The sequence below is a fragment of the Marinobacterium weihaiense genome, assembly GCF_019061305.1.
Lineage (GTDB): Bacteria > Pseudomonadota > Gammaproteobacteria > Pseudomonadales > Balneatricaceae > Marinobacterium > Marinobacterium weihaiense.
The window spans coordinates 154,444-177,095 of the sequence record NZ_JAHQZT010000008.1; the positions used below are offsets into that span (position 1 = coordinate 154,444).

23 protein-coding genes are annotated in these 22,652 nt (G+C 62.7%); 11 read left to right on the forward strand and 12 right to left on the reverse strand.

Going from position 1 to position 22,652, the window contains the following annotated elements; all coding sequences use genetic code 11:
* Nucleotides 1-8 precede the first annotated feature (8 nt).
* From KTN04_RS08410 to KTN04_RS08435, 6 genes are all read left to right on the forward strand, one after another.
* Nucleotides 9-3,191: a PAS domain-containing protein gene (locus tag KTN04_RS08410; RefSeq protein WP_217334775.1), complete on the forward strand. Its 3,183-nt coding sequence runs from the start codon at nucleotides 9-11 to the stop codon at nucleotides 3,189-3,191.
* A 92-nt stretch (nucleotides 3,192-3,283) separates the two neighbouring features.
* Nucleotides 3,284-3,811 (forward strand): bifunctional adenosylcobinamide kinase/adenosylcobinamide-phosphate guanylyltransferase, encoded by a 528-nt coding sequence (gene cobU, locus KTN04_RS08415; RefSeq protein WP_217334776.1) that lies wholly within the window; start codon nucleotides 3,284-3,286, stop codon nucleotides 3,809-3,811.
* A complete protein-coding gene (gene cobT / locus KTN04_RS08420; RefSeq protein WP_217334777.1) occupies nucleotides 3,808-4,845 on the forward strand; it encodes a nicotinate-nucleotide--dimethylbenzimidazole phosphoribosyltransferase in 1,038 nt (345 codons plus the stop codon). The genes cobU and cobT overlap by 4 nt, the downstream gene beginning before the upstream one ends.
* On the forward strand, nucleotides 4,842-5,396 hold the full coding sequence (locus tag KTN04_RS08425; protein ID WP_217334778.1) for a histidine phosphatase family protein: 555 nt from the start codon (nucleotides 4,842-4,844) through the stop codon (nucleotides 5,394-5,396). The genes cobT and KTN04_RS08425 overlap by 4 nt, the downstream gene beginning before the upstream one ends.
* Nucleotides 5,396-6,130, forward strand: a complete 735-nt coding sequence (gene cobS, locus KTN04_RS08430; RefSeq protein ID WP_217334779.1) for an adenosylcobinamide-GDP ribazoletransferase — start codon at nucleotides 5,396-5,398, stop codon at nucleotides 6,128-6,130. The genes KTN04_RS08425 and cobS overlap by 1 nt, the downstream gene beginning before the upstream one ends.
* A gap of 59 nt (nucleotides 6,131-6,189) precedes the next feature.
* Entirely contained in the window at nucleotides 6,190-8,142 is a 1,953-nt protein-coding gene (locus KTN04_RS08435) for a sensor domain-containing diguanylate cyclase (protein WP_217334780.1), read from the forward strand.
* Nucleotides 8,143-8,172: 30 nt separating this feature from the next.
* Here KTN04_RS08435 and KTN04_RS08440 read toward each other — a convergent pair whose 3' ends face one another.
* Entirely contained in the window at nucleotides 8,173-9,786 is a 1,614-nt protein-coding gene (locus KTN04_RS08440) for a BCCT family transporter (protein ID WP_217334781.1), read from the reverse strand.
* 420 nt (nucleotides 9,787-10,206) lie between these two features.
* Here KTN04_RS08440 and KTN04_RS08445 point away from each other — a divergent pair, with 420 nt between their 5' ends.
* The 5 genes from KTN04_RS08445 to KTN04_RS08465 all read left to right on the forward strand — a co-directional run bounded on the left by KTN04_RS08445 (nucleotide 10,207) and on the right by KTN04_RS08465 (nucleotide 15,196).
* Nucleotides 10,207-11,121 (forward strand): LysR substrate-binding domain-containing protein, encoded by a 915-nt coding sequence (locus tag KTN04_RS08445; RefSeq protein WP_217334782.1) that lies wholly within the window; start codon nucleotides 10,207-10,209, stop codon nucleotides 11,119-11,121.
* Nucleotides 11,122-11,184: 63 nt separating this feature from the next.
* Entirely contained in the window at nucleotides 11,185-12,537 is a 1,353-nt protein-coding gene (locus KTN04_RS08450; protein ID WP_217334783.1) for an NfeD family protein, read from the forward strand.
* A 1-nt stretch (nucleotide 12,538) separates the two neighbouring features.
* Nucleotides 12,539-13,339, forward strand: a complete 801-nt coding sequence (locus tag KTN04_RS08455; protein WP_217334784.1) for a slipin family protein — start codon at nucleotides 12,539-12,541, stop codon at nucleotides 13,337-13,339.
* 173 nt (nucleotides 13,340-13,512) lie between these two features.
* Nucleotides 13,513-14,499: an acrylyl-CoA reductase (NADPH) gene (gene acuI / locus KTN04_RS08460; protein WP_217334785.1), complete on the forward strand. Its 987-nt coding sequence runs from the start codon at nucleotides 13,513-13,515 to the stop codon at nucleotides 14,497-14,499.
* A 109-nt stretch (nucleotides 14,500-14,608) separates the two neighbouring features.
* The gene (locus KTN04_RS08465) at nucleotides 14,609-15,196 is read left to right on the forward strand and encodes a peroxidase-related enzyme (RefSeq protein WP_217334786.1); all 588 of its coding nucleotides are present in this window, start codon (nucleotides 14,609-14,611) and stop codon (nucleotides 15,194-15,196) included.
* 39 nt (nucleotides 15,197-15,235) lie between these two features.
* Here KTN04_RS08465 and acuR read toward each other — a convergent pair whose 3' ends face one another.
* From acuR to KTN04_RS08520, 11 genes are all read right to left on the reverse strand, one after another.
* Nucleotides 15,236-15,886, reverse strand: a complete 651-nt coding sequence (gene acuR, locus KTN04_RS08470) for an acrylate utilization transcriptional regulator AcuR (protein ID WP_217334787.1) — start codon at nucleotides 15,884-15,886, stop codon at nucleotides 15,236-15,238.
* Between the two features lie 101 nt (nucleotides 15,887-15,987).
* Nucleotides 15,988-16,773: a 2'-5' RNA ligase family protein gene (locus tag KTN04_RS08475; RefSeq protein WP_217334788.1), complete on the reverse strand. Its 786-nt coding sequence runs from the start codon at nucleotides 16,771-16,773 to the stop codon at nucleotides 15,988-15,990.
* 105 nt (nucleotides 16,774-16,878) lie between these two features.
* Entirely contained in the window at nucleotides 16,879-17,403 is a 525-nt protein-coding gene (locus tag KTN04_RS08480; protein ID WP_217334789.1) for a gamma carbonic anhydrase family protein, read from the reverse strand.
* Between the two features lie 37 nt (nucleotides 17,404-17,440).
* The gene (locus KTN04_RS08485; protein ID WP_217334790.1) at nucleotides 17,441-17,731 is read right to left on the reverse strand and encodes a type II toxin-antitoxin system RelE/ParE family toxin; all 291 of its coding nucleotides are present in this window, start codon (nucleotides 17,729-17,731) and stop codon (nucleotides 17,441-17,443) included.
* Nucleotides 17,728-18,018: a CopG family ribbon-helix-helix protein gene (locus KTN04_RS08490; RefSeq protein WP_217334791.1), complete on the reverse strand. Its 291-nt coding sequence runs from the start codon at nucleotides 18,016-18,018 to the stop codon at nucleotides 17,728-17,730. The genes KTN04_RS08485 and KTN04_RS08490 overlap by 4 nt, the downstream gene beginning before the upstream one ends.
* Before the next feature lie 74 nt (nucleotides 18,019-18,092).
* The gene (locus KTN04_RS08495) at nucleotides 18,093-18,854 is read right to left on the reverse strand and encodes an ABC transporter permease (protein WP_217334792.1); all 762 of its coding nucleotides are present in this window, start codon (nucleotides 18,852-18,854) and stop codon (nucleotides 18,093-18,095) included.
* The gene (locus KTN04_RS08500) at nucleotides 18,851-19,786 is read right to left on the reverse strand and encodes an ABC transporter ATP-binding protein (RefSeq protein WP_217334793.1); all 936 of its coding nucleotides are present in this window, start codon (nucleotides 19,784-19,786) and stop codon (nucleotides 18,851-18,853) included. The genes KTN04_RS08495 and KTN04_RS08500 overlap by 4 nt, the downstream gene beginning before the upstream one ends.
* A gap of 189 nt (nucleotides 19,787-19,975) precedes the next feature.
* Nucleotides 19,976-20,638, reverse strand: a complete 663-nt coding sequence (locus tag KTN04_RS08505; RefSeq protein ID WP_217334794.1) for an anthranilate synthase component II — start codon at nucleotides 20,636-20,638, stop codon at nucleotides 19,976-19,978.
* Complete coding sequence (locus KTN04_RS08510) at nucleotides 20,635-22,026, reverse strand: anthranilate synthase component I family protein (protein ID WP_217334795.1); 1,392 nt, start codon at nucleotides 22,024-22,026, stop codon at nucleotides 20,635-20,637. Before KTN04_RS08510 ends, KTN04_RS08505 begins: the two co-directional genes overlap by 4 nt.
* Complete coding sequence (locus tag KTN04_RS08515) at nucleotides 22,023-22,277, reverse strand: Trp family transcriptional regulator (RefSeq protein WP_217334796.1); 255 nt, start codon at nucleotides 22,275-22,277, stop codon at nucleotides 22,023-22,025. Before KTN04_RS08515 ends, KTN04_RS08510 begins: the two co-directional genes overlap by 4 nt.
* 184 nt (nucleotides 22,278-22,461) lie before the next feature.
* Nucleotides 22,462-22,652, reverse strand: a 191-nt coding sequence (locus KTN04_RS08520; protein ID WP_407659250.1) for a transposase, incomplete at its 5' end; no start/stop codon positions are given.

The following is a 22,652-nucleotide window of genomic DNA, read 5'->3' on the forward strand; positions in this document are numbered from 1 at the left end:
GGGCGCCGATGTCCCCCGTAAACACGACCAGCGATCGTATCGCCTATGAATGGGAGCGCCAGTTTACGGCGCTCAATCATCACGCCATCGTCAGCGTTGCCGACGCCGATGGCGACATCATTTACATTAATGACCGCTTCTGCGACATCAGCGGCTATAGCCGCGAGGAGCTGCTGGGTCAGAACCACCGCGTGGTGAAATCGGACCAGCACCCGCCCGCGTTCTTCCGTGACATGTGGCGCACGATCCTTGCCGGTGACGTCTGGAAGGGGGTGGTGTGCAACCGGCGCAAGGACGGCAGTCTGTACTGGGTGGAATCGACCATCACCCCCTTCATGGACCCCGATGGCCGGCCCTACCAGTTCGTGTCCATCCGCACGGACATCACCCACCTGCGGGCCGCACAGCAGTGGATCGAGCAGCAGTCGCGGCTGCAGGCCTGCCTGGCGGAGCAGGCCCGGGTACTGCTGGCGGTGCAGGAAGAAGGTATCTGGGGCGCGATCGAACAGGCCCTGGCCTGTATTGGTCCGGCATTCGAGGCGCAAAGCTGTGCGGTGATGGGGTTTGAACCTGTGAGCGGGCTTGAGTGTCATGCCCACTGGCAGCATGAGCCACCGGGCCTGATCAGACCCGGGTGCGACACCGAGGTGCTGCAGCACTGCAGTGCCCATACTCTGGCGTTGAGCCTGGAGCGGCTGCAGCATCACCTGGGCGAGCAGTGCCGTCTGCTGGCCTCCGAGGTGCAGCTGGAGGGCAATGCCCCGCTGAGCCTGGTGCTGGTGTTGCCCGCCGTCCAGGCGCGCTGGCAGGAGTTGCAGGGATTGCTGGACCTGTTTGCCGACATGCTGTCCAACGTGCTGCGCCGCTCGGCGGTGCATCGCGAGCTGGTGAGGTTCAAGGAGCGCCTGCGCTGTGGCCAGATGTACGCCAATATCGGCACCTGGGAGTGGAACCTGATGACCGACGAGGTGTACTGGTCGGAAAAGGTGGTCACCCTGTTCGGCTATCCGGAAGGGCAGGCCATCAGCGCCAGCTACCAGGCCTTTATCGACCGGGTACATCCCGAGGATGTGCCGCATGTCGAGGCTGCGATACGGGACAGCCTGACCACGGACGAACCCTATGAGATCGAGCACCGGGTGCTGCTGCCGGATGGCCGCGAGCGCTGGCTGCTGGAGCGGGGGGCCGTGGTGCGCAACGAACGCGGCATGGCACAGCGCATGATCGGGGTGGTCCAGGACATCGACGAAAAGAAGAAGGCGCGCATCCGCCTGGAGCAGAGCGAGCGGGAGCTGCGCCAGGCGCAGCAGCTGGCGCATATCGGCAACTGGAGCGTGGATTATCGCAGCGGCGCGCTGAACTGGTCGGCGGAGGTGTATCGCATCTTCGGGCACAGCCCGGACACCTTTGCGCCGTCGCTGGAGGCCTTTCGTGCCCAGGTGCACACGGAGGATCTGGAGGGTCTGCTGGCCCGTGAGCAGGCGTCAGCGGCGGTCGGGCGTTACGATCTGATTCACCGCATTCGGCGTCCGGACGGCAGCGTTCGCCATGTGCATGAACTGGGCGAGCCGGTGCTGGACGAGCAGGGGCAGCTGATCGGCATGGCCGGTACGGTGCAGGACATCACCGACCGCGTCGAGGCCTATGCGCGGCTGCGGGAAACCGAAGAGCGCTTTGCCTTTGCCGTCGAGGGCGCCGGTGATGGCGTCTGGGACTGGGACCTGCGCTCGGGCGAGGTCAGCTGTTCGCCGCTGTACATGGAGATGCTGGGCTTTCGTGCCGAGGATCGGGCCGCGTACATGGACCACTGGTCGGACAACATCCACCCGGATGACCTGCGCCCGGCCCGGGCCCGGGTGACCCGTTACCTTGAAGGCAAGACCGACCGTTACGAGGTACAGATGCGGCTGCGCTGTCGGGACAACAGCTGGAAGTGGGTGCTGTGCCGGGGACAGGTGGTGGAGCGTGACGACAGCGGTGCGCCGCTGCGCATGATCGGTATCAACAGCGATATCAGCCGCACCAAGGCGACGGAAGAGGCGTTGATCGGTGCCCGCAACGAGGCTGAACGTGCCAGCCGGGCCAAGTCGGAATTTCTGTCCGGCATGAGCCACGAGCTGCGCACGCCGATGAACGCCATTCTCGGCTTTGGCCAGCTGATGGAGTTCGACAGCCAGCTGCCGCGCGAGCACCAGGAAAGCGTGCATGAGATTCTCAAGGCCGGCCGTCACCTGCTGGATCTGATCAACGATGTACTTGATCTGGCACGGGTCGAATCGGGCAAGATGGAGCTGTCACTGGAACCGGTGGATCTGGGCAGTCTGATGGCCGAATGTGTCAGCCTGATCGCCCCCTTGGCTGCCAAGGTTCAGGTGAGCCTGCAGTATGACGACCTGGCCGGCATCAGCGCACGGGCCGATCGCACTCGCCTGAAGCAGGTCATCATCAACCTGATGTCGAACGGCGTGAAGTACAACCGGCCGCAGGGACGGCTGCACATCAGCTTGTCGGCGCCGCAGCCGGAGCGGATCCGGCTGGCCTTTGCCGATACCGGCGTGGGCATTTCGCCGGCGGGGCTGGAGCAGCTGTTCCAGCCGTTCAACCGTTTGGATGCGGATCAGACCTGCATCGAGGGTACCGGGATTGGTTTGACCCTGACGCAGAAGATGATCCACCTGATGGAGGGCGACATCGGTGTCCACAGCCAGCCGGGCGTGGGCAGCACCTTCTGGATCGAACTGCCGTCGGACACGCTGGATACCGGTGCGGTTGAGCCGTCGGCGCAGGCCGCAGCCTGGGACATGTCCGAACCGGAACAGGGCCACAAGCAGGTGCTGTATATCGACGACAACCCGGCCAATCTCAAGCTGGTGCGCAATCTGATTGCGCGGCTGCCCGGAGTGCGCCTGCTGGATGCCCATACCCCGGAACTCGGTCTGGAGCTGGCCAAGCGCCACCTGCCGGACCTGATCCTGCTGGATATCAACATGCCAGGGCTGAACGGCTACCAGGTACTGGAGATCATCCGCCGCAACCCGGCCTTTGCCGACACGCCGGTGGTGGCGCTGACCGCCAATGCCATGCCGCGTGATGTCGAGCACGGTCGTCGGGCCGGCTTCAGCGATTACCTGACCAAGCCGCTGGATATACCCGCCTTCATGACCATGCTGCAGCAGCGGCTGGCGCTCTAGCCCGACATGCCCCGGTGCCACGACCGGGGCATTCAATCCGGGTACAATGCGGTCATGATCCCCAATCCGCACACTCAAAGGTCGAGGTTCCCGTGATTCGATTGATACTCGGCGGTGCCCGTTCCGGCAAAAGCCGCCTGGCGGAACAGCTGGCGCGCGCGTCCGGGCGTGAGGTTACCTATATCGCCACTGCCCAGGCCCATGATGACGAAATGCAGGCCCGTATCCAGCGCCATCGCGACGAGCGACCGGCACACTGGCAGACCCTGGAAGAACCCCTGGCGCTGGCGGCCACGCTTCTGGCACGGCAGGCGCCCGAGCACTGCCTGCTGATCGATTGCCTGACGCTGTGGACCACCAATCAGCTGCTGGCGGGCGCCGATATGGCTGCCGAGCGCGAGGCGCTTTGTGCCGCGCTGCAGAATGCCCGGGGCGAAATCCTGCTGGTCAGCAATGAGACCGGCATGGGCGTGGTCCCCATGGGCGAACTGAGCCGTCGCTTCAGTGATGAAGCCGGCTGGCTCAATCAGGCCGTGGCGGCGCTGGCCGATCAGGTGGTGCTGACCGTGGCCGGCATCCCTCTGGTGATCAAGGGGCCGCCGCTGGAGCCGGGCGTATGAGCGGGTGGCAACAGGCGGTCAAGTCGCTGGATCTGGCGGCGGAAGCGGCGGCACGCGCGCGTCAGCAGCAGCTGACCAAACCGGCCGGGGCACTGGGGACGCTGGAATCCCTGGCCATTCGGCTGGCGGGCATGCAGGGACGTGAATGTCCGCGGCTGGAACGGGTGCGCATCGCCATCTTTGCCGCCGACCAGGGAGTGGCCGCTGAAGGTGTCTCCGCGTATCCGCAGGCCGTGACCGCCGAGATGATCCGCAACTTTGCCCGTGGCGGCGCGGCCATCAGCGTGGCGGCGCGCCAGCTGGATGCCGAGTTGAGCGTCTGGAATCTGGGCACCGTGGTGGCGTTGGAGCCCCTGCCGGGGGTACACAGCCGGATCATCGCCCCGCAGAGTGCCAATCTGGCGCGGCAGCCGGCGATGACCGCAGAACAGCTGCAGCAGGCGCTGGATACCGGCCGCGAGGCGGTGCTGCAGGCCCCGGCCGAGCTGTTCATCGGCGGTGAAATGGGCATCGGCAACACCACGCCGGCCACGGCGCTGGCCGCGGCCCTGCTGCAACAGCCGGTGTCGGCGCTGGTCGGCCCGGGCACCGGGCTGGATGCCGACGGCGTGGCGCACAAGTGTCGGGTGATCGAGCAGGCGCTGGCCCGGCACGGCGATGCGCGCGAGCCGCTGGCGCTGCTGGCGTCACTGGGCGGCTTCGAGATAGCCGCCCTGACCGGCGCCTACCTGAGCTGTGCCCAGCTGGGGATTCCGGCGCTGGTGGACGGCTTCATCTGTACCCTGGCGGCCCTGCTGGCCTGTCGTCTGCAGCCGGGAGTGGCCGATTGGCTGCTGTTCGCACACCACTCGGCCGAACCCGGCTATCGTCTGGTGCGTGCGGCGCTGCCGTCCGCGCCGCTGCTGGACCTGGGGCTGCGGCTGGGCGAAGGCAGCGGCGCGGCCGTGGCTGTGCCCCTGTTGCGCATGGCCTGCGCATTGCACGCCGAAATGGCGACCTTTGCCGAAGCCCGGGTCTCGGAGTCAAGCACATGACAACACTGACCATCGATCTCTTGCGGCACGGTATCACTGAGCGTGGCAGCTGCTTTTTGGGGCGCACCGATGCGGCGCTGACCGCTGAGGGCTGGCAGCAGATGCAGCAGGGGCTGGCCGGGCTGAAGCCCGAGGACTATGACGCCATCTACGCATCGCCGCTGCAGCGCTGTGCTGCCTTTGCCCGCCACTGGGCCGGCGCGGCCACCACTGTCCAGCTGGATGCGCGGTTGCGCGAATACGATTTCGGCGACTGGGACGGCCTGACGGCCGCCGACGTGCACGTCCAAGACCCGGAAGGCCTGGGGCGCTTCTGGCAGGACCCCTGGCATCACTGCCCGCCGGGTGGCGAAGCGCTGCCGGACTTCTTCGCCCGTCTGGAGGCCTGCATCGACAGCCTGCAGCAGCATCACCGGGGCAGGGTGCTGCTGATCTGTCACGGCGGTGTCATCCGGGCGCTGCACTGCATTCTGCACGGCCTGCCGGTGAGCGAAATGTTCAATTATGCGGCGACCCACGGCAGCCTGCACCACTTTCGGGACCAACGCTGATGCGCACGCACTGGCTGGCCTTTCTCGGCGCTCTGCAGTTTCTGACCCTGATTCCGGTGCGCCTGCCGGGCATGCTGGATGCCCCCACGCAGCAGCGGACGTTGCTGTACTACCCGCTGGTCGGGTTGTTGCTGGGTCTGGTGCTGCTGGTGCCGGTGCTGCTGACACCGGGACTGGCGGTTGCGGTGCAGGCGGCGCTGGTGTTGGTGCTCTGGTGTGCACTGACCGGCGGGCTACATCTGGACGGGCTGGCGGACAGCGCCGATGGCTGGATGGGCGGCTTGGGGGATCGTGAGCGTACGCTGGCGATCATGAAGGACCCGCATGTCGGCGCCAGCGGGGCGCTGGCGCTGATGCTGCAGCTGCTGCTCAAGTGGAGCCTGCTGCAGGCGCTGCTGGCGCTGGATGCGTTCTGGCCGCTGCTGCTGGCCCCCGTGGCGGGACGCTGTGCCGCACAGTATTTGCTGCTGCTGACGCCCTACGCGCGGCCGGGCGGCCTTGCCAGTGGCGTGGCCTCGCCGCCGGCGCTGCCGGTGCACCTGACGGCGGCCACACTGGCCCTGTTGCTGGCCTGGCAACAGCCGTTGCTGCCGCTGGTACTGGCGGCGGGGGGCTGGGCGCTGCGGTGGCTGATGCTGCGCCGCCTGCAGGGCTATACCGGTGATACCGCCGGGGCCTTGATAGAGCTGATCGAAAGCCTGTTTCTGCTGGCTGCCTTGATGGTGGTCATGTAAGGTTCGGCATATCATTAATATGATAAACAAATGTTGGGTCCGAATCAGGCAGGATGCCCATGAAAATTGACCTTTCGCCCCGCTGGGGGGGCGTGCTGTTCTGGTTGAGCGGTCTGCTGGTGTTGGCCCTGTTGCTGCTGTTGGCGGAACTGGGACTGGAGCGTTCCTGGCAGCAGGCCCGACAACTGCGTCTGCAGCAGCATGACTATTACCTGTCCCGGCTGGAGCAGCAGCTGCAGCACACGCTGGCAGCGGTACAGCTCGATGTCAGCCGCCTGGCGACCTCGCCCCTGCTGCAGCGGTACCTGCGTCGTCAGGACGCGGATACGCTGGAGCTGCTGGAACAGAGTTATCTGGCACTGGCACGCCTGCGGCCCTCCTATGACCAGATTCGCCTGCTGGATGCGCAGGGGCAAGAACGCATTCGTATCAATCAGCTGGCTTCCGGCACCAGTCATGTCGTGCCTGAGGCGCAGCTGCAGAATAAGGCCGATCGCTACTATGTCGTGGCCGGCCTGGCGTTGCCGGCTGGCACCCGCTATCTGTCACCGCTGGATCTGAACATCGAGCGGGGCCAAATTGAAACTCCCTATAAGCCAATGCTGCGCATGGTCATGCCGGTGTATCAGGCCGCGCAGCTGCGCGGCCTGATAGTGATCAATTATCGTGGGGCCGAGCTGCTGCAGAACCTGGCGCAGGCGCTGCCGGCCCCCTTCTCTCCGCTGCTGTTGAACGACCAGGGGCACTGGCTGCTGGGCGGGCAGGACCGGGACTGGCAGTTCATGTTTACCGACCGCACCGGTCTGGCGGTGGAACTGCCGCAGCAGTGGGCACAGATGCAGGCTACGGACAGCGGCAACCTGAGTGCCGGTACCGACTGTCTGGTGTATGCCTGGACCCGCTTCGGCGAGGGCCCGGTACAGGCACCGCGCTGGCTGCTGGGCCTGCGCGAACCCGGTCAAACCTGTGATGCTCTGGAGCGCGAATATCAGATGCGTACCGATCGGACCCTGCTGGCCGGTGGACTGGCGGGGCTGGCCCTGCTGGGGGCGCGTCATCTGGTGCGCCGACGGCAGCTTAAGTTGCACCGGCAGATTGCCGACAGTGAACAGCAGTTGCGTCTGATCACGCATGAAGCCGGTAACGGCCTGATCATGGTGGATGCCCATGGTCATACCCGCTGGCTAAACCCCGAGGCCGAACGCCTGCTGGGCTGGCGCGAAGCCGAGCTACTGGGTGAGAACCTGCACGAGATGATCCACATCGGCCCGGACGGCCAGGTACTGCACCCGGACGAATGCCCGACACACCGGGCACTGCGCACCGGCCAGCGCCAGCAGGGCCAGCGCGACTTCTTCCGCACCCGTGGTGGCCACATTCTGCCAGTGCATGCCACAGTGACCCCCATGCCCAAGGGGCCGTACACCGGCGGCGCCGTTATCAGTTTCGGTGATGACACAGACCACCTGGCGGCCGAAAATCATTTGCGACGTCAGGCTACCACGGATGAACTGACCGGCTGTCTCAATCGGCGTGCCACCCTGCAGCAGCTGGAGCGGTCGATCGACACCGGCACGGCCTTTGGCGTGATCATGATCGACCTGGATTACTTCAAGCAGATCAACGATGAATACGGCCATCCGGTGGGCGATCGGGTGCTGGCCTTCTACACCCAGGAAGTGCGTGAGCTGCTGCGCAGCCAGGATACCTTCGGCCGTATCGGCGGTGAGGAGTTTCTGGTGCTGGTCGAGCACCTGCAGGCGGATGACCTGCTGCAGCTGGCCGAGCGCATCCGCCACCGCTTTGATACCCGCTGCTGTCCGATCGATGGGCCAGAATCCACGCAACGGTTGCATGTAACCGCCAGTTTTGGGACGGCCATGCATCAGCCGGGCGAGTCGACCAGCGCGTTGCTGGCACGGGCCGACAGAGCGCTGTACTGGGCCAAGGACAGCGGCCGCAACCGGGTGGTCGCCGCCGACAACGCCCCGGCCCTGTCGGCCATCGACTGACGGCAGGCAAGGCTTCGGGGACGGACGGGGTCAGTCGGCCCGCACGGCGCTATGGTGGCGCGGTTCGGTCTGCAGCAGCGACTTCACCATCGAGACACACATCAGCACCATCACCAGCGAGAACGGCAGCGCGCCGATGATCATGGCGGTCTTGATGGCCCCCAGGCCACCGGCCATCAGCAGCGAGCCGACCACCAGCGTCAGAATGATGCCCCAGACCAGACGGTGACGACGCAGCGGTTCGCTGTTGCCACCGGCCATGATGGTGTTCAGCACCAGCACCCCGGAATCGGCCGAGGTCACCAGATAGGTGACGATCAGCACGATGGAGCCGATCTTCACGATTTCTGCCAGCAGACCGGTATCGATCAGATCGATGGTGACGAACAGCACCGAGGCGATATTGTCGCTGGCGGCCTGGGCGATGGCGCCGTTGGCGGCCCCGTTCAGCTCCAGATCCAGCCCGGTCCCGCCCATGAAGGTCATCCAGGCAAAGCAGATCAGGCTGGGCACCAGCATGCAGCCGACCACGAACTGGCGGATGGTGCGGCCGCGGGAAATGCGTGCCAGGAACAGCCCGACGAAGGGGGCAAAGGCGATCCACCAGGCCCAGTAGAAGATGGTCCATCCGGTCTGCCAGCCGCCGATCTCAGTGTTGGTTTCGGCCACGGCAAAGGACATCGGCATCAGGTTGGTGGCGTAATCCACCAGGCTGCTACCGAACAGCGCCAAACTGTACAGGCTGGACCCCAGCAGCATGAAGAACGCCAGCAGGCCGATGGACAGGTAGATGTTCACCTGGCTGAGCCATTTGACGCCACGGGTGACCCCGGTCAGGGCCGACACGGTGGACAGCAGCATGATCAGTACCAGCGTCACGATCAGGGCCAACAGGGTCGGTTCGCCCTGGGTATTGATCAGCAATCCGGTGCCGGTGATGAATTCAAGACCGGCCACCAGCTGGGTCACCCCGGTGCCCATGGTGGTGGCCACGCCCAGGCTGGTGGCCACCACGGCGAGCACATCGATGGCGTGCCCCAGCGGCCCGTTCAGCGCGTTGCCCAGCAGCGGATACAGGGTGGAACGGATGGTCAGTGGCAGCCCCTTACGGAAGGCAAAGTAAGCCATGCACAGGCCGGCCGACACATAGATGCCCCAGGCATGCAGGCCCCAGTGAAGGAAGCTGTAGCGCATGGCGCTGGGCACGGCGGCGCCGGTGCCGCCTTCGGCTGCACTTTGCATCAGCGCCGGGTTGGACTGGAAGTGATACAGCGGCTCGCCGATGGAGTAGAACATCAAGCCGATGCCCATGCCGGCGCTGAACATCATCGCAAACCAGGAGAATACGCCGAACTCGGGCTGCTCGTCTTCTCGACCCAGGCGAATGCGGCCGAAGCGACTCAGGGCCAGGGCGAGACAGAACAGCATGAACAGGCTGGCGGTGTAGATGTAGTAGCTGTTGAATGTTTTCAGCAGCAGCCCGTTGATGGCGCTGAGGGTGGTCACGGCCGCTTCTGGAAACACAACCGCATAGACCACGATCAGTGCAATGATCGCCTTGCTGAACAGCGTGACAAAGGGGTTGAGTCCGGCGTAGAAGCCGTTCTCGGACAGGTCAATCTGCATGCTGTTGGAATAGCTCATGCCCGGCCTCCGGATATGTGATAACTAACATGAATGCAGGTTGTAAAGAGGGGGTGAGGTTTTGTACCGAAACTAAAAATAACGGCCTCCTTTTTATCGGGTTAATCGGTTCGGATACCACGACATGACGAATAATTAGCGGGGCAGGCTCGCTAACGATCATGTTCGGCTGGCGCCTGTCGCTCATGCCACCGCAGGGGGCCGGTTTCGGGTCTGACTCCGGTCTTGCTCCCTTTAAAGCGGGGCGTTATCGACAAATGCCGGTATCCGTGTGAAATCTGGGCAGCACAGGTGCACGTGCGCAGGCCCTGTAGGTGAACTGCACTAATCAGCAGCTGATAAAAAATGAACAAAATTATATAGCGATGCGATATATTGCGACATGCATTGAATTTTCATCAGACTAGATAACTTAAAGTTATGAAGAGTTTACGCCACCGTCTGCCGACCCCCTACAGTCTGCTGGTGTTTGAAGCCGCCGGCCGCACGCTGAATTTCACTCAGGCGGCCCGTGAACTGCATGTCACCCAGGCGGCGGTCAGCAAGCAGATGAAGTACCTGGAAGACTACCTGCAGTGTGAGCTTTTTGAGCGTCACGGACGTCGGGTGGTGCTCAGTGCTGCCGGGCGGCAGTTACACCAGAAAGTCAGCGCATCGTTCAACTACCTGGCCGGTGCGGTGGAAGAGTTGAGCGACGCGCGGCAGCAGAATACGGTGACCATTGCCGCCAATACCGCCGTCTCGCACTACTGGCTGGGCCGGGTCTTGAGCCTGTACCGGCAGGCGCACCCGGCCCGCGAGCTCAATACCCGGGTGATTACTTCCGACACCACCGAAGATCTGTTCACGGATGATGTGCACATTGTCATTACCTATGAGCCGGGGCCGCGTGCCGGCTGGGAGATGGAGCAATTGTTTGCTGAGGAGCTAATTCCGGTGGCCAGCCCGGCCTATCTTGAGGCGCATCCGCAGGCCTGCGCGACGGTGGCGGATCTGAAAGCGCACAAGCTGCTCGATGTGGAGCGCATCGAGCCCAGCTGGATCGACTGGGACACCTGGCTGCAGGCACAGGGCGAGAATGGCGCCGGGCTCGAGGTCGCGGGGCTGTTCAACAACTACATCATGCTGATCGATGCGGCCAAGCGCGGGCAGGGCATCGCGCTGGGCGCGCGCAACCTGCTCGATGACAAGCTGGCCACGGGGGAACTGGTGCCGGTAGGCGATACTGTCATGGTGTCCGGACGCCACTACTGGATCGCCCTCAACCAGTCGCGGCCACTGACCCGTACCATGCTCGAACTCTATCAGTACCTGCGCCGCTTCACCTCGGCCTGAATCGACGCCGGGCGCCGCCCCCGGATTCCTCTTCTATACTGGGATCAGCAACGGGGGTATCTCATGCCATTCATAACCCGCTGGCTGGCGAGTCTGGTGCTGTGTCTGCTGCTGGCACCGGTTGCGGCAGCCGACAGCGCGCCACCGCCGGCCGACGCGGTCTGGATTCTGAACCTCAAGGGAGCTGTCGGGCCGGCCAGCAGCGACTATCTGGTCCGGGGACTGGAACAGGCGGCCCGGGCCAACGCCCGAGCGGTCGTTCTGCGCATCGACACACCCGGTGGGCTGGATCTGTCCATGCGCAGTATGATCTCGGCGGTGCTGGCCTCGCCGGTACCCGTGATCGGCTACGTTGCCCCCGGTGGCGCCCGTGCGGCCAGTGCCGGGACCTATCTGCTCTACAGCTGCCATGTAGCGGCCATGGCCCCGGCGACCAATCTGGGCGCGGCCACGCCGGTTTCACTGGGCGGCGGCACGCCCAGTTTTGACCCTGAACCCGATGACGATCCGGTCACGCCCCAACGCAGCGGCAGCGCCCTGGAGCGCAAGATTGTCAATGATGCCGTGGCCTACATTCGCAGCCTGGCCGAGTTGCGCGGCCGCAACGCCGACTGGGCCGAACAGGCGGTGCGCGAGGGCAGTAGCCTCAGTGCCGAGCAGGCGCTGGAGCAGCAGGTGATTGACCTGATCGCCCCCGACCTGGAGCAGCTGCTGGCGGCGCTGGAGGGCCGCGATGTTGAACTGGATGGCCGCACTCTGAGCCTGCAGCTGAGCAACGCCCCGCGGGTGGAATTCCAGCCCGACTGGCGCACCGATTTTCTGGCCGTGATCACCAACCCCAATGTGGCCTACCTGCTGATGCTGATCGGCATCTATGGCCTGATCTTCGAATTTTCCAACCCCGGTTTCGGCGTGCCCGGCGTGCTGGGCCTGATTAGCCTGATGGTGGCGCTGTACGCCTTCCAGGTGTTGCCGATCAGCTATGCCGGCCTGGGCCTGATGCTGCTGGGCATCGGTCTGATTATCGCCGAGGCTTATGCCCCCAGTTTCGGTATTCTCGGCGTGGGCGGCGCCATCGCTTTCATTGTCGGCTCGATCATGCTGATGGATACCGAGCTACCCGCGTATCAGCTGGCCTGGCCGGTGGTGGCCGCCGTTGGCCTGACCACGGTAATGGTGGTCTTCGGCGTGGTTTCCATGGCACTGCGGGCGCGCAGCCGACCGCAGAGCATCGGAGTCGATGCGGCCAGGGGACAGACGCTGGCCGTGGCCGCGTTGCAAGACGGCGAGGCGATGGTGCGCTTCGAGAGCGAACTCTGGCCGGTACGCTGCGCGCAGGCGCTGCAGCCCGGTGATCGGGTGCGGGTCACCGGCAGTGCCGGCCTGCATCTGCTGGTGGACAAAGAGGAGTCATAACATGTTCGGATTTCCCTACTTCATGACCACCGTCGTGATACTGGTGGTGCTGCTGCTGATCTCCATGTTCCGCATTCTGCGCGAATACGAGCGCGGCGTGGTGTTTCTGCTGGGGCGCTTTTACAAGGTGAAAGGGCCTGGCCTGATCATCATCGTACCGCTGATCCAGCAGATGGTGCGGGTGGATCTGCGTACCCTGGTGATGGACGTGCCGACCCAGGACGTGATCTCGCGCGACAACGTCTCGGTGCGGGTCAACGCGGTGATCTACTTCCGCGTGGTCGATCCCGAACGGGCGGTGATTCATGTGGAAAACTACCTGGAAGCCACCAGTCAGCTGTCGCAAACGACCCTGCGTTCGGTGCTGGGCCAGCACGAGCTGGACGAGATGCTGTCCGAGCGTGACCAGCTCAACGTGGATATCCAGAAAATCCTCGACAAGCAGACCGACGCCTGGGGCATCAAGGTGGCCAACGTGGAGATCAAGCACGTGGATCTGGACGAAAGCATGATCCGCGCCATCGCCCGCCAGGCCGAGGCCGAGCGTGCCCGCCGTGCCAAGGTGATTCATGCGCTGGGCGAGCAGGAAGCCTCAGAGCAGTTGCTGAAAGCGGCACAAACTCTGGCGCAGCAGCCGCAGGCGATCCAGCTGCGCTACATGCAGACCCTGACCGAGATCGCCGGTCAGCACAGCCATACCATCGTGTTCCCGCTGCCGGTGGACCTGCTCAGCCAGTTTCAGGACTGGGCGGCCAAGGCCAAAGCGCCGGTAACCGGAACGGGCGGCGAGAATACGGGCTGACACCGAGGCCTGATAATGTGTGGGCCTGGCCGGTTATCCACAGTCGGAGTCGGCAGCCCGGATAAAAAAATCGTTCAAAATACTGGACAGATCCTGTCGCTGGATCTTTAATTAGACGGTCGTCTAATTAATTGCGCCGTGTGATCGGTGCCCGTCTCTCGGCAGGAGGATTCATGTTCAAGGCTATCGTGCTCGACAAGGTGGAAGATCAGCAGAGCGTTGCGTTTCAGGAGCTGGACGAGGCCCAGCTGCCCGAGGGGGATGTCACCGTCCGCGTGGCGTACACCACGATGAACTACAAGGATGCGCTGGCATTGACCGGCAGTGCGCCCATCGCCAAATCCTACCCGATGGTGCCGGGTATCGACTTTGCCGGGGTGGTGGAAAGCTCCGACAACCCCGAGTTCAAGCCCGGTGATCAGGTGGTGCTGAACGGCTGGGGCGTGGGCGAGAAGCACTGGGGCGGGCTGGCCGAGAAGGCGCGTGTCCCCGCCGACTGGCTGGTACCGCTGCAGGCGCCGTTCACGCCGCGTCAGGCCATGGGTCTGGGCACCGCCGGTTATACCGCCATGCTGTGCGTACTGGCGTTGGAAAAGCAGGGCGTGAAGCCCGCCGACGGCCCGATTCTGGTCACCGGTGCGGCCGGGGGCGTGGGCAGCGTGGCCGTGGCCGTGCTGGCCAAGCTGGGCTACGAGGTGGCGGCCATGACCGGTCGTCCGCAGGAGGCGGAATTCCTCAAACGTCTTGGGGCGGCGCGTATTGTCGATCGTGCCGAGTACAGCGGCAAGGGCCGTCCGCTGGCGAAGGAGCAGTGGGCCGGGGCCATCGACGTGGCCGGTGGCCAGGTGCTGGCCAATGTCTGCGCGGCGATGCAATACCGCGGTGTGGTCGCGGCCTGTGGTCTGGCGGCGGGGATGAACTTCCCGGCCACGGTGGCCCCGTTCATTCTGCGTGGCGTGACCCTAGTCGGCGTGGACAGCGTGATGGCGCCCAAGGCAGAGCGTCTGCAGGCCTGGCAGCGTCTGGCACAGGATCTGGACATCGACACGCTGGAAAGCCTGATCAGCGAGGTGCCCTTCGACCAGGTGATCGAGCAGGCGCCGCTGATGATGCAGGGCCAGATCCGTGGCCGCATCGTGGTGCCGGTATCCGGCGAATAATTATCAGGGATGCGATTCCCGACTATTAAGTCCTGACAATTAAGTCCCTATAAGTGAGCCCTGACAATTAAGCCCCGACTATTGAGTCTCGACAATCAGGAGAGTCGAAATGAGTGAAGTAACGCAGCACGCCATCAGCCGTTTTCCGGTGCCTGAGCTGGCCGATATGCCGGAGGATATCCGTGATCGCATTCTGGCGGTGCAGGAAAAGGCCGGTTTTGTGCCCAATGTGTTTCTGGTGCTGGCGCATCGGCCGGAGGAATTTCGCGCCTTCTTTGCCTACCATGATGCCTTGATGGAAAAACCGGGCAACCTGAGCATTGCCGAGCGCGAGATGATCGTGGTGGCGACCAGCAACCTCAACCAGTGTCAGTACTGCGTGGTGGCCCACGGTGCTATTCTGCGCATCCGCGCCAAGAACCCGCTGATCGCCGACCAGGTGGCGGTCAACTATCGCAAGGCCGATATCACTCCGCGCCAGAAGGCGATGCTCGATTTTGCCGTCAAGGTGTCGATGCAGGCCTATGCGGTGGGGGACGAGGATATGGCGCTGCTGCAGGAGCATGGCTTTGATGAGGAGGATATCTGGGATATTGCGGCCATTGCCGCCTTTTTTGGCCTCTCCAACCGCATGGCGAACGTGACCAGCATGCGACCGAATGACGAGTTCTACAGCCTCGGTCGTCAGCCGCGCTGAGTCAGCCGATCAGGGGTGCCGTGGGGCGTCCCTTGTCGTTCATTGCTGCAGGCGCAGGAAAAACCCTTCCGCAAAAATCTCCAGAGGCTGTGTTGAGGCTTCCAGCTTGGCCCTGAGCACAGCACCTTCCCAGCCGATCCAGAACCAGGCCGCCAGCCGGTCGCAATCCAGTTCAGTGCCGATCTCGCCTGCAGCCTGAGCTTCGCGCAGACAGCGTGCGGTGCGCGTCTGCCAGTCCTCGAACACTTCTTTCAGCTGTTGACGGAAGGACTCCGGCAGCAGGCTCATCTCCTGTCCCAGATTGCCCACCAGACAGCCACGGCGAAAGGTGTAGCGACGCATCCCCTGTGCGGCATCATCAATAAAATTCCGCAGTCGCTGCAGCGGCGGATAGTCGGCGTTGAGCAGAAAACGATCCAGTTTGCGGGCGAAATAATCGGCATAGGCGTCAATCAGCACCTGGCCGAAGGCTTCCTTGCTCTTGAAGTAGTGATAGAAGGAGCCCTTGGGTACGCCCACGGTTTTCAAAATGGCGTCGATGCCCACCGAAGCGTAGCCTTTCTCGGTCAACTGGGCGAGCCCGGCGCGGATCAGTTCGGCGCGGGTTTCGCCATAGGAGCGCGCACTGTCTTTGGGCGGGCGGCCGCGGCGGCGGGGCGGAGTGGGTACGTCGGGCTGGCTGAATTTCATGGATGTGCGATCGACCTGGATAAAACGTTATCCACATTATTAAAACAATTAGACCGGGTGTCTAGTTTTGGTGCTGCCGACTGGCTGTGGGTAACCAGGGTTCAATCCGCCGCGTCGGCATCCGCCTCCCGGTGTCCGGCACCGGCTACCAATTGCTCCAGCTCGGCCTGCTGTTTCAGAGCGCAGACGCGCAGCTGATTCTGGCGCATTTGCCTGATCGCGGCCAGCGGGTCCTCGTGATCGGCCTCGCCGGGCCTGTCCTGTGGATGGTTTTGGCTGTTCAATTCAATGCGCTCTTTCACGGTCAGTGGCCCCTGGGTTTCATGAGTGTCGTAATAGCATAACTGCAGCCGTTCGATTCGCAATGGCGGCAGGGCCCGCGCCTGTGCCTGCAGGGGCGCCAAGCGTGCCATGACTTCGTCAACCCGACAGGTGCGACGGTAAAAGCCGAGTGTCACATGGGGCTGGTAACGCGCAGGAGGCGAGTCGTCGGGGCAGTTCTGCTGCAGTACCTGGCGTAGCGACTGCAACCGGTTATACACATCCTCGATTCCGAGCCAGGGCGCTGTGGCAAAAGTGGACAGCGAAGCGGCTGTTAATAACATTGGGGATAGACTGTATAACTCCAGTGACTGGATTTGTGCACAGCGCATGCCGGCGGCGTAGTGTTTTTTATCCACAAGTCCGGCCGCCTGCACGGTAATGTGCGGCTGGCGGGCATAGCCCGGGTGTAGCCAGGGTGCCAGCCGAGCCTGCGCCTGTTCGATAAAGGCCTGCCATTGCGGGTCTTCGATGGGCAGACACCAGACCGCGTAATGGCGAATGCCCCGGTGCCATTGCGGGCAGTCGTCGAGGCTGACGGTGAGGGTGTGGGTGGGCAGCGGCATGTCGATTCTCGGTTACGGGCTTTAGCCGTTGCCAGGCCCGAGCTGCCGCTGCGGGTACCTGCGCCGGTTGCTCCGGGGCTATGACGACGAATAGCGCGGGCGGCGCTAGTCGATCCGCTTCAGCTTGGTGGCGCAGGTGCGCGCCTTGCTGGCGTAGGAATCGGTGCCCGCCCGCATCGCCTTGAGCGCCTCTTCACTCAGTTCACGCACCACCCGCGCCGGGCTGCCCATGATCAGCGAGTTGTCGGGAAACTCCTTGCCTTCGGTGACCAGCGCGCCGGCCCCCACCAGACAGTTGTTGCCGATTTTGGCCCCGTTTAATACCACCGCCTGAATACCGATCAGGGCGCCGTCGCCGATGGTGCAGCCGTGCAGCATCACCTGATGGCCGATGGTGACGTTGGCGCCGACCTTGAGCGGGATGCCCGGATCGGTATGCAGCACGGCGCCGTCCTGCACATTGCTGTTGTGGCCGATGTGGATCAGATCGTTGTCCGCACGCAGCACCGCCTGGGGCCAGATACTGACGCCCGCTTCCAGTTTGACCTGACCGATCAGGGTCGCCTGTTCATGGACATAGGCCGTGTCGTCCACTTCGGGACGCCGACCGTCGTATTCGTAAATTGCCATAGTGCTCTCTTGTTATGGATGGTTGGCCTGCTCCTGATCAACCAGCCCGGGATGTGGGCGGCCACTGCCGCTTGGCGTGAAGCAAACGCAGAATGCGAACATTGTCACCCCTCAGATCGTAGACCAGCAAATAATGGGTGTGTACCACCAGTTCACGAGTCCCCGGGACGCGACCGATGCGTCCCAATTCAGGGTGGTCAACCAATCGTGCCGCTTTTTCAGAAACCAGCTCATCAAGCGCTAACGCAGCAGCAGGGTTTTCGTTGGCTACATGCTCACGGATCTGTTGGCGGTCAAATCGTGCCAGTCGTGTCCAAACCAACTTCATGAGGCGGGGTCATTGAGCTTACGCTCAATACGAGCACGCCACTGCGCAGCGTCAGCCTCGACCTCTTCTGCGGACAAAATGTCTCCCGCATCGGCCGCTTCAAGACCTGCCTGTACCTCACGGCGGAACCATGCGTCGTGTGCAGATGCTTCCTGCTGTTCACGTACATAATCACGCATAAAGTCGCGCAGCAGTTGCGCTCCTGTCCTGTCTTTTGACTTGGCTGCCTTGGAGAATTCAGCCTTCAGTGTGTCGTCAACCCGGAAGGTAAAGGTTGCATCGCTCATGATCGTGCCTTATGTGTTACATGATAAGTACAGAGTAGCACCGAGGGTTGGCCCAGTCACTTTCGCTCCTTAAATCAGGGCTTGATGCGATAGCCGCTGCGGAAGATCCACCAGACCGCCGCCATGCAGGTGAGCAGGAAGCCCAGCGTCATCCCCAGGCTCAGGCCCATGTGCACGTCGGCCACGCCGTAAAAGGCCCAGCGGAAGCCGTTGATCAGGTAGACCACCGGGTTGAACAGGGTCAGCGTCTGCCAGGGTTCGGGCAGCATGTTGATGGAGTAGAAGGCGCCGCCGAGGAAGGTCAGCGGTGTGATCACCATCAGCGGAATGATCTGCAGCTGCTGGAAGTCGTTGGCCCAGACGCCGATGATGAAGCCGAACAGGCTGAAGGTCAGCGCGGTGAGCAGCAGAAAGCCCAGCATCCACAGCGGATGGGCGATGCTGTAATCGACGAACACCCGCGCGGTGATCAGGATCAGCGCGCCGATGATCAGGGATTTGGTGGTGGCGGCGCCGACATAGCCGGCGACGATCTCGAACGGCGACACGGGGGCCGAAAGCACCTCGTAAATGGTGCCGGAAAACTTCGGAAAGAAGATGCCGAAGGCGGCATTGGAGATGCTCTCGCTGAGCAGCGACAGCATCAGCAGACCGGGAATGATGAAGGCGCCGTAGCTGATGCCGTCGATCTCGCCCATGCGCGAGCCGATGGCGGTGCCGAAAACGATGAAATAGAGCGAGGTCGACAGCACCGGCGAGATTACGCTCTGCATCAGCGTGCGCCGGGTGCGGTTCATTTCAAAACGGTAAATGGCGCGGATGCCATTGATATTCATCGCGTTTCCTCCGGGCTGTGGACCAGGCTGACGAAAATTTCTTCCAGTGAACTCTGCTTCGACTGCAGATCCTTGAGGTCGATGCCTTCCTGGCTGAGGCGGTTCAGCAGTGCGCCTATGCCGCTGGTATCCTGATGGGCATCGAAGGTGTAGGTGATGCAGCTGCCGTCCTCGTTCAGGCTGAGGCTGTACGGCTGCAGGCTGGCCGGCAGCGTCTCCAGCGGTGTTTGCGGATAGAGGTACAGCTGCTTCTGGCCCAGCTGCTGCATGAGCCTGGCCTTCTCTTCCACCAGAATCAACTCGCCGCGGCTGATGACGCCGATGCGGTCGGCCATCTCTTCCGCTTCCTCGATGTAATGGGTGGTCAGAATGATGGTCACGCCCTGGTCGCGCAGGCCGCGCACCACTTCCCACATGTCGCGGCGCAGCTCCACGTCCACCCCGGCGGTGGGCTCATCGAGAAACAGGATGCCGGGCTCATGGGACAGCGCCTTGGCGATCATGACGCGGCGCTTCATGCCGCCGGAGAGGGCACGCATCTTGGTATCGCGTTTGTCCCAGAGCGACAGCTGACGCAGCACCTTTTCGATATGTGCCGGGTTGTCGGGCTTGCCGAACAGGCCGCGACTGAAACTGACGGTATCCCAGACGGTTTCAAAGGCATCGGTGGTCAGCTCCTGGGGCACCAGCCCGATCAGGCTGCGCGCCCGGCGGTAGTCTTCGACGATATCAACGCCATCGGCCAGCACCCGTCCGGAGCTGGCATTGACCAAGCCGCAGATAATGCTGATCAGGGTGGTTTTGCCGGCACCGTTGGGGCCGAGCAGGGCGAAGATTTCGCCGCGTCGGATCTCAAGATCGACCGACTTGAGCGCGGTGAATCCAGACGCATAGGTCTTGCCGATGCCCTGGATTTGAATAATAGGTTGCACGGATACTCCTTGTTATCGGCAGACGTTACCACCTGAGTGTAGCGCGGGAGGGTGTTCAGTCGTACGCTTTAGACCGGAACACTTTATACCGGAGACAAACCGGACGGGTGTGCCTGCTTACGCAGCAATCGGGATTCTGGGCCACCCCGCCGAGCCACAAGGCCCGGGCGGAGTGGCGGGAGGGCAGGCTCAGGCCTGAAACAGGAAGTTGGCGATCAGTTCCTTGCCGCCTTCGGTGGCGAAGGATTCCGGGTGGAACTGGATGCCGTGGATCGGGTGCTCGCGGTGGCGCACGCCCATGATCTCGAAATCGCCGCCTTGGTGGATGCGGGCGTGATCGGTGAAGCTGGCCACCGGCAGGTCGCCGACCACGGCGGTCACGTCCAGGCACTCCGGCAGGCTTTGGGCCTCGGCCATCAGCGAGTGATAGCGCATGATCTCCAGCTGGTCCGGCGTATTGGCGAACACGCCCTCGGCCGTGTGGCGGATCGGGCTGATCTTGCCGTGCATCGGCAGCGGTGCCTTCACCACTTTGCCACCGAACACATGCACGATGCCCTGCATGCCCAGGCACACCCCCATCAGCGGGATCTGCGGGCCCAGCTCACGGATCACCTCGGCACAGACACCGAAGTAGGCGGGGTCTTCGGGGGAACCCGGCCCCGGCGAGATGATGATCCGATCCGGCGCAGCGGCCTGTACATCGGCCAGCGTCACCTCATTATTGCGTTTCACCACAATTTCGAAGCTCTCCAGACGGCCCCGGTGCTGCTCGGTGCTGAGGATCTCGCCGATGTATTGGTAGAGGTTGTAGGTGAAGGAGTCGTAATTGTCGATGATGTAGACCTTCATGCCTGGCCCTCCGCGCTGAACTGGTCCAGAACCTTCTTGGTACCGGCAAACTTGCGCCGGATCTCTTCGTATTCGTCCTCCGGGTTGGAGTCGTAGACGTTGCCGCCGCAGGTTTGCACGTAGGCGTTTTCGCCGTTGGCGAACACGGTGCGGATCGGGATGGCGAAGGTGCAGTCACCGTTGAACGAGAAGTGGCCTACGGCACCGCCGTAGGGGCCGCGACCGTCGGATTCCAGATCGTCGATGATCTTCATCGCCTCGATCTTGGGTGCGCCGGTCAGGGTGCCGGCGGGGAAGTTGCTCGCCAGAGCGGAGAACATGTCGTTATCTTCAGAGATAATGCCGACAATCTCGCTGGAGATGTGCTGTACGTGGCTGAACCGCTTGATATCCATCAGGCTACGCACCTTGACGGTGCCGAAGCGGGCCACGCGACCGATATCGTTGCGGTGCAGGTCGACGATCATGTTGTGCTCGGCGATCTCCTTGGGGTCGTTGAGCAGGGTGCGGGCGTGCTGGGTATCTTCCACCTCATTGGCGCCACGCTTGGTGGTACCGGCCAGCGGGAAGGTTTCCATCTCGCCCTGGCGCAGACGGAACAGCAGCTCGGGACTAGCGCCGATCAGCTTCTGCTCGCCGAACTTGACGTAGTACATTTGTGGCGAGGGGTTCACCTCGCGCAGCTGTTCGTACAGGTTGATGCTGTCGCCTTCCAGGCGGAAGCGCTTCTTGAAACCGACCTCGCACTGGAAAATCTTGCCCTCGATGATGTCCTGCTTCACTTTCATCACCGCGGCGGCGTGTTCTTCCTGGCTCATGGTTTCGCCCAGCGGCGTCACTGTCAGCGGGCCGCTTTGCACTGCCGGTTCGGCCAGAATTTGCTCGATCATCGCCATACGGCTGTCATCGTAATGGAAATAGATCACTTCGCCGGTCATCTTATCGAGGATCAGGCCATCCTTGAACACGCCGAAACGGAACACATCGAACATCTCGCTGTGCTGCAGGTTCAGGCTCGGCTCGAAGTAATTCATGCAGTCGTAGCCGATGTAGCCGGTCAGGCCACCGGCGTACTTCCGCGAGATGATGTTCTGGGGCACGATCTCGCGCAGCAGATAGTAGGGATTGTCGCTGGCATAGCTCTCTACCGCGCCGTCACGGCCCTGCACATGCAACTCGCCCTCGGTGGCCCAGAGGATCTGCTCCGGGTCGAAGCCGATGATGGAGTGGCGCGAGATGTGGCTCTCCTCGCCCAGCGACTCCAGCATGAAGCAGTTGTCGAAGCGTTGCTCGATCTTCTTGAACAGGCCGAAGAAGTCGATATCGGCCGCCAGCGTCACGTAATGTGGCTTGCGGGGCAGCTCGATGCGGGCCGGTTTCTGGCTCATGATAATCCCTGTCGTTGTTTGATCTTCAGGGCGCGCGCGCCCCGAGTGACGGTGGCAATGCCGACGCCAAGCTGCCGGGCAATCTCCCGCTGGGGCACGCCGGCCTCCAGCATGCGCAGAATCTGCAGCCGATTGCAGACCTCGGTCAGTTCCGCCGGGGTCAACAGATCGCGCAGGGCCTCTTCAAGCGCATCGCGCTCGCGCATGCTCAGCAGGTGGTCGAGCAGCTCATTTAGATGGTGTGTATTCATGTACTAGTACGGTATCAGAACGCAGGGTGGGGTCAACTGGTATTTGTGTGATATGTTCGGTTGGAGGGTGGTTGAGGCTCGACTTCGCAACCGAGCCTCAATGTCGATAGGCGGCTTGGATATGCCGGGCTTGCAAACCTATCAGGTGGAAAGATAGGTGTATTAGTCTGGTTTGGCTGAGGGTTCAACTGGTCATTGCAACACACTGGTTAAACCGTTCTGCCGGGGTCTCATAATCGAGCGTTTTTCTTGGCCGGGCATTTAGCTGTCTGGCTATTTCATCTAACTCACCTTGCGAGTGAACTGATAGATCAGTTCCTTTCGGTAAGTATTGCCTGAGCAGACGGTTGGTATTTTCGTTTGATCCCCTCTGCC

Excerpts from the sequence above, each read along its gene's own strand:
- cobS (WP_217334779.1), top strand. The coding sequence starts at position 5,396 with ATGCGCACGCACTGGCTGGCCTTTCTCGGCGCTCTGCAGTTTCTGACC.
- KTN04_RS08435 (WP_217334780.1), top strand. The coding sequence starts at position 6,190 with ATGAAAATTGACCTTTCGCCCCGCTGGGGGGGCGTGCTGTTCTGGTTG.
- KTN04_RS08465 (WP_217334786.1), top strand. The coding sequence starts at position 14,609 with ATGAGTGAAGTAACGCAGCACGCCATCAGCCGTTTTCCGGTGCCTGAG.
- KTN04_RS08490 (WP_217334791.1), bottom strand. The coding sequence starts at position 18,018 with ATGAGCGATGCAACCTTTACCTTCCGGGTTGACGACACACTGAAGGCT.
- KTN04_RS08515 (WP_217334796.1), bottom strand. The coding sequence starts at position 22,277 with ATGAATACACACCATCTAAATGAGCTGCTCGACCACCTGCTGAGCATG.
- KTN04_RS08445 (WP_217334782.1), top strand. The coding sequence starts at position 10,207 with ATGAAGAGTTTACGCCACCGTCTGCCGACCCCCTACAGTCTGCTGGTG.
- acuI (WP_217334785.1), top strand. The coding sequence starts at position 13,513 with ATGTTCAAGGCTATCGTGCTCGACAAGGTGGAAGATCAGCAGAGCGTT.
- KTN04_RS08450 (WP_217334783.1), top strand. The coding sequence starts at position 11,185 with ATGCCATTCATAACCCGCTGGCTGGCGAGTCTGGTGCTGTGTCTGCTG.
- KTN04_RS08410 (WP_217334775.1), top strand. The coding sequence starts at position 9 with ATGTCCCCCGTAAACACGACCAGCGATCGTATCGCCTATGAATGGGAG.
- KTN04_RS08425 (WP_217334778.1), top strand. The coding sequence starts at position 4,842 with ATGACAACACTGACCATCGATCTCTTGCGGCACGGTATCACTGAGCGT.
- KTN04_RS08480 (WP_217334789.1), bottom strand. The coding sequence starts at position 17,403 with ATGGCAATTTACGAATACGACGGTCGGCGTCCCGAAGTGGACGACACG.
- KTN04_RS08495 (WP_217334792.1), bottom strand. The coding sequence starts at position 18,854 with ATGAATATCAATGGCATCCGCGCCATTTACCGTTTTGAAATGAACCGC.
- cobT (WP_217334777.1), top strand. The coding sequence starts at position 3,808 with ATGAGCGGGTGGCAACAGGCGGTCAAGTCGCTGGATCTGGCGGCGGAA.
- KTN04_RS08505 (WP_217334794.1), bottom strand. The coding sequence starts at position 20,638 with ATGAAGGTCTACATCATCGACAATTACGACTCCTTCACCTACAACCTC.
- KTN04_RS08485 (WP_217334790.1), bottom strand. The coding sequence starts at position 17,731 with ATGAAGTTGGTTTGGACACGACTGGCACGATTTGACCGCCAACAGATC.
- KTN04_RS08510 (WP_217334795.1), bottom strand. The coding sequence starts at position 22,026 with ATGAGCCAGAAACCGGCCCGCATCGAGCTGCCCCGCAAGCCACATTAC.
- KTN04_RS08475 (WP_217334788.1), bottom strand. The coding sequence starts at position 16,773 with ATGCCGCTGCCCACCCACACCCTCACCGTCAGCCTCGACGACTGCCCG.
- acuR (WP_217334787.1), bottom strand. The coding sequence starts at position 15,886 with ATGAAATTCAGCCAGCCCGACGTACCCACTCCGCCCCGCCGCCGCGGC.
- KTN04_RS08455 (WP_217334784.1), top strand. The coding sequence starts at position 12,539 with ATGTTCGGATTTCCCTACTTCATGACCACCGTCGTGATACTGGTGGTG.
- KTN04_RS08440 (WP_217334781.1), bottom strand. The coding sequence starts at position 9,786 with ATGAGCTATTCCAACAGCATGCAGATTGACCTGTCCGAGAACGGCTTC.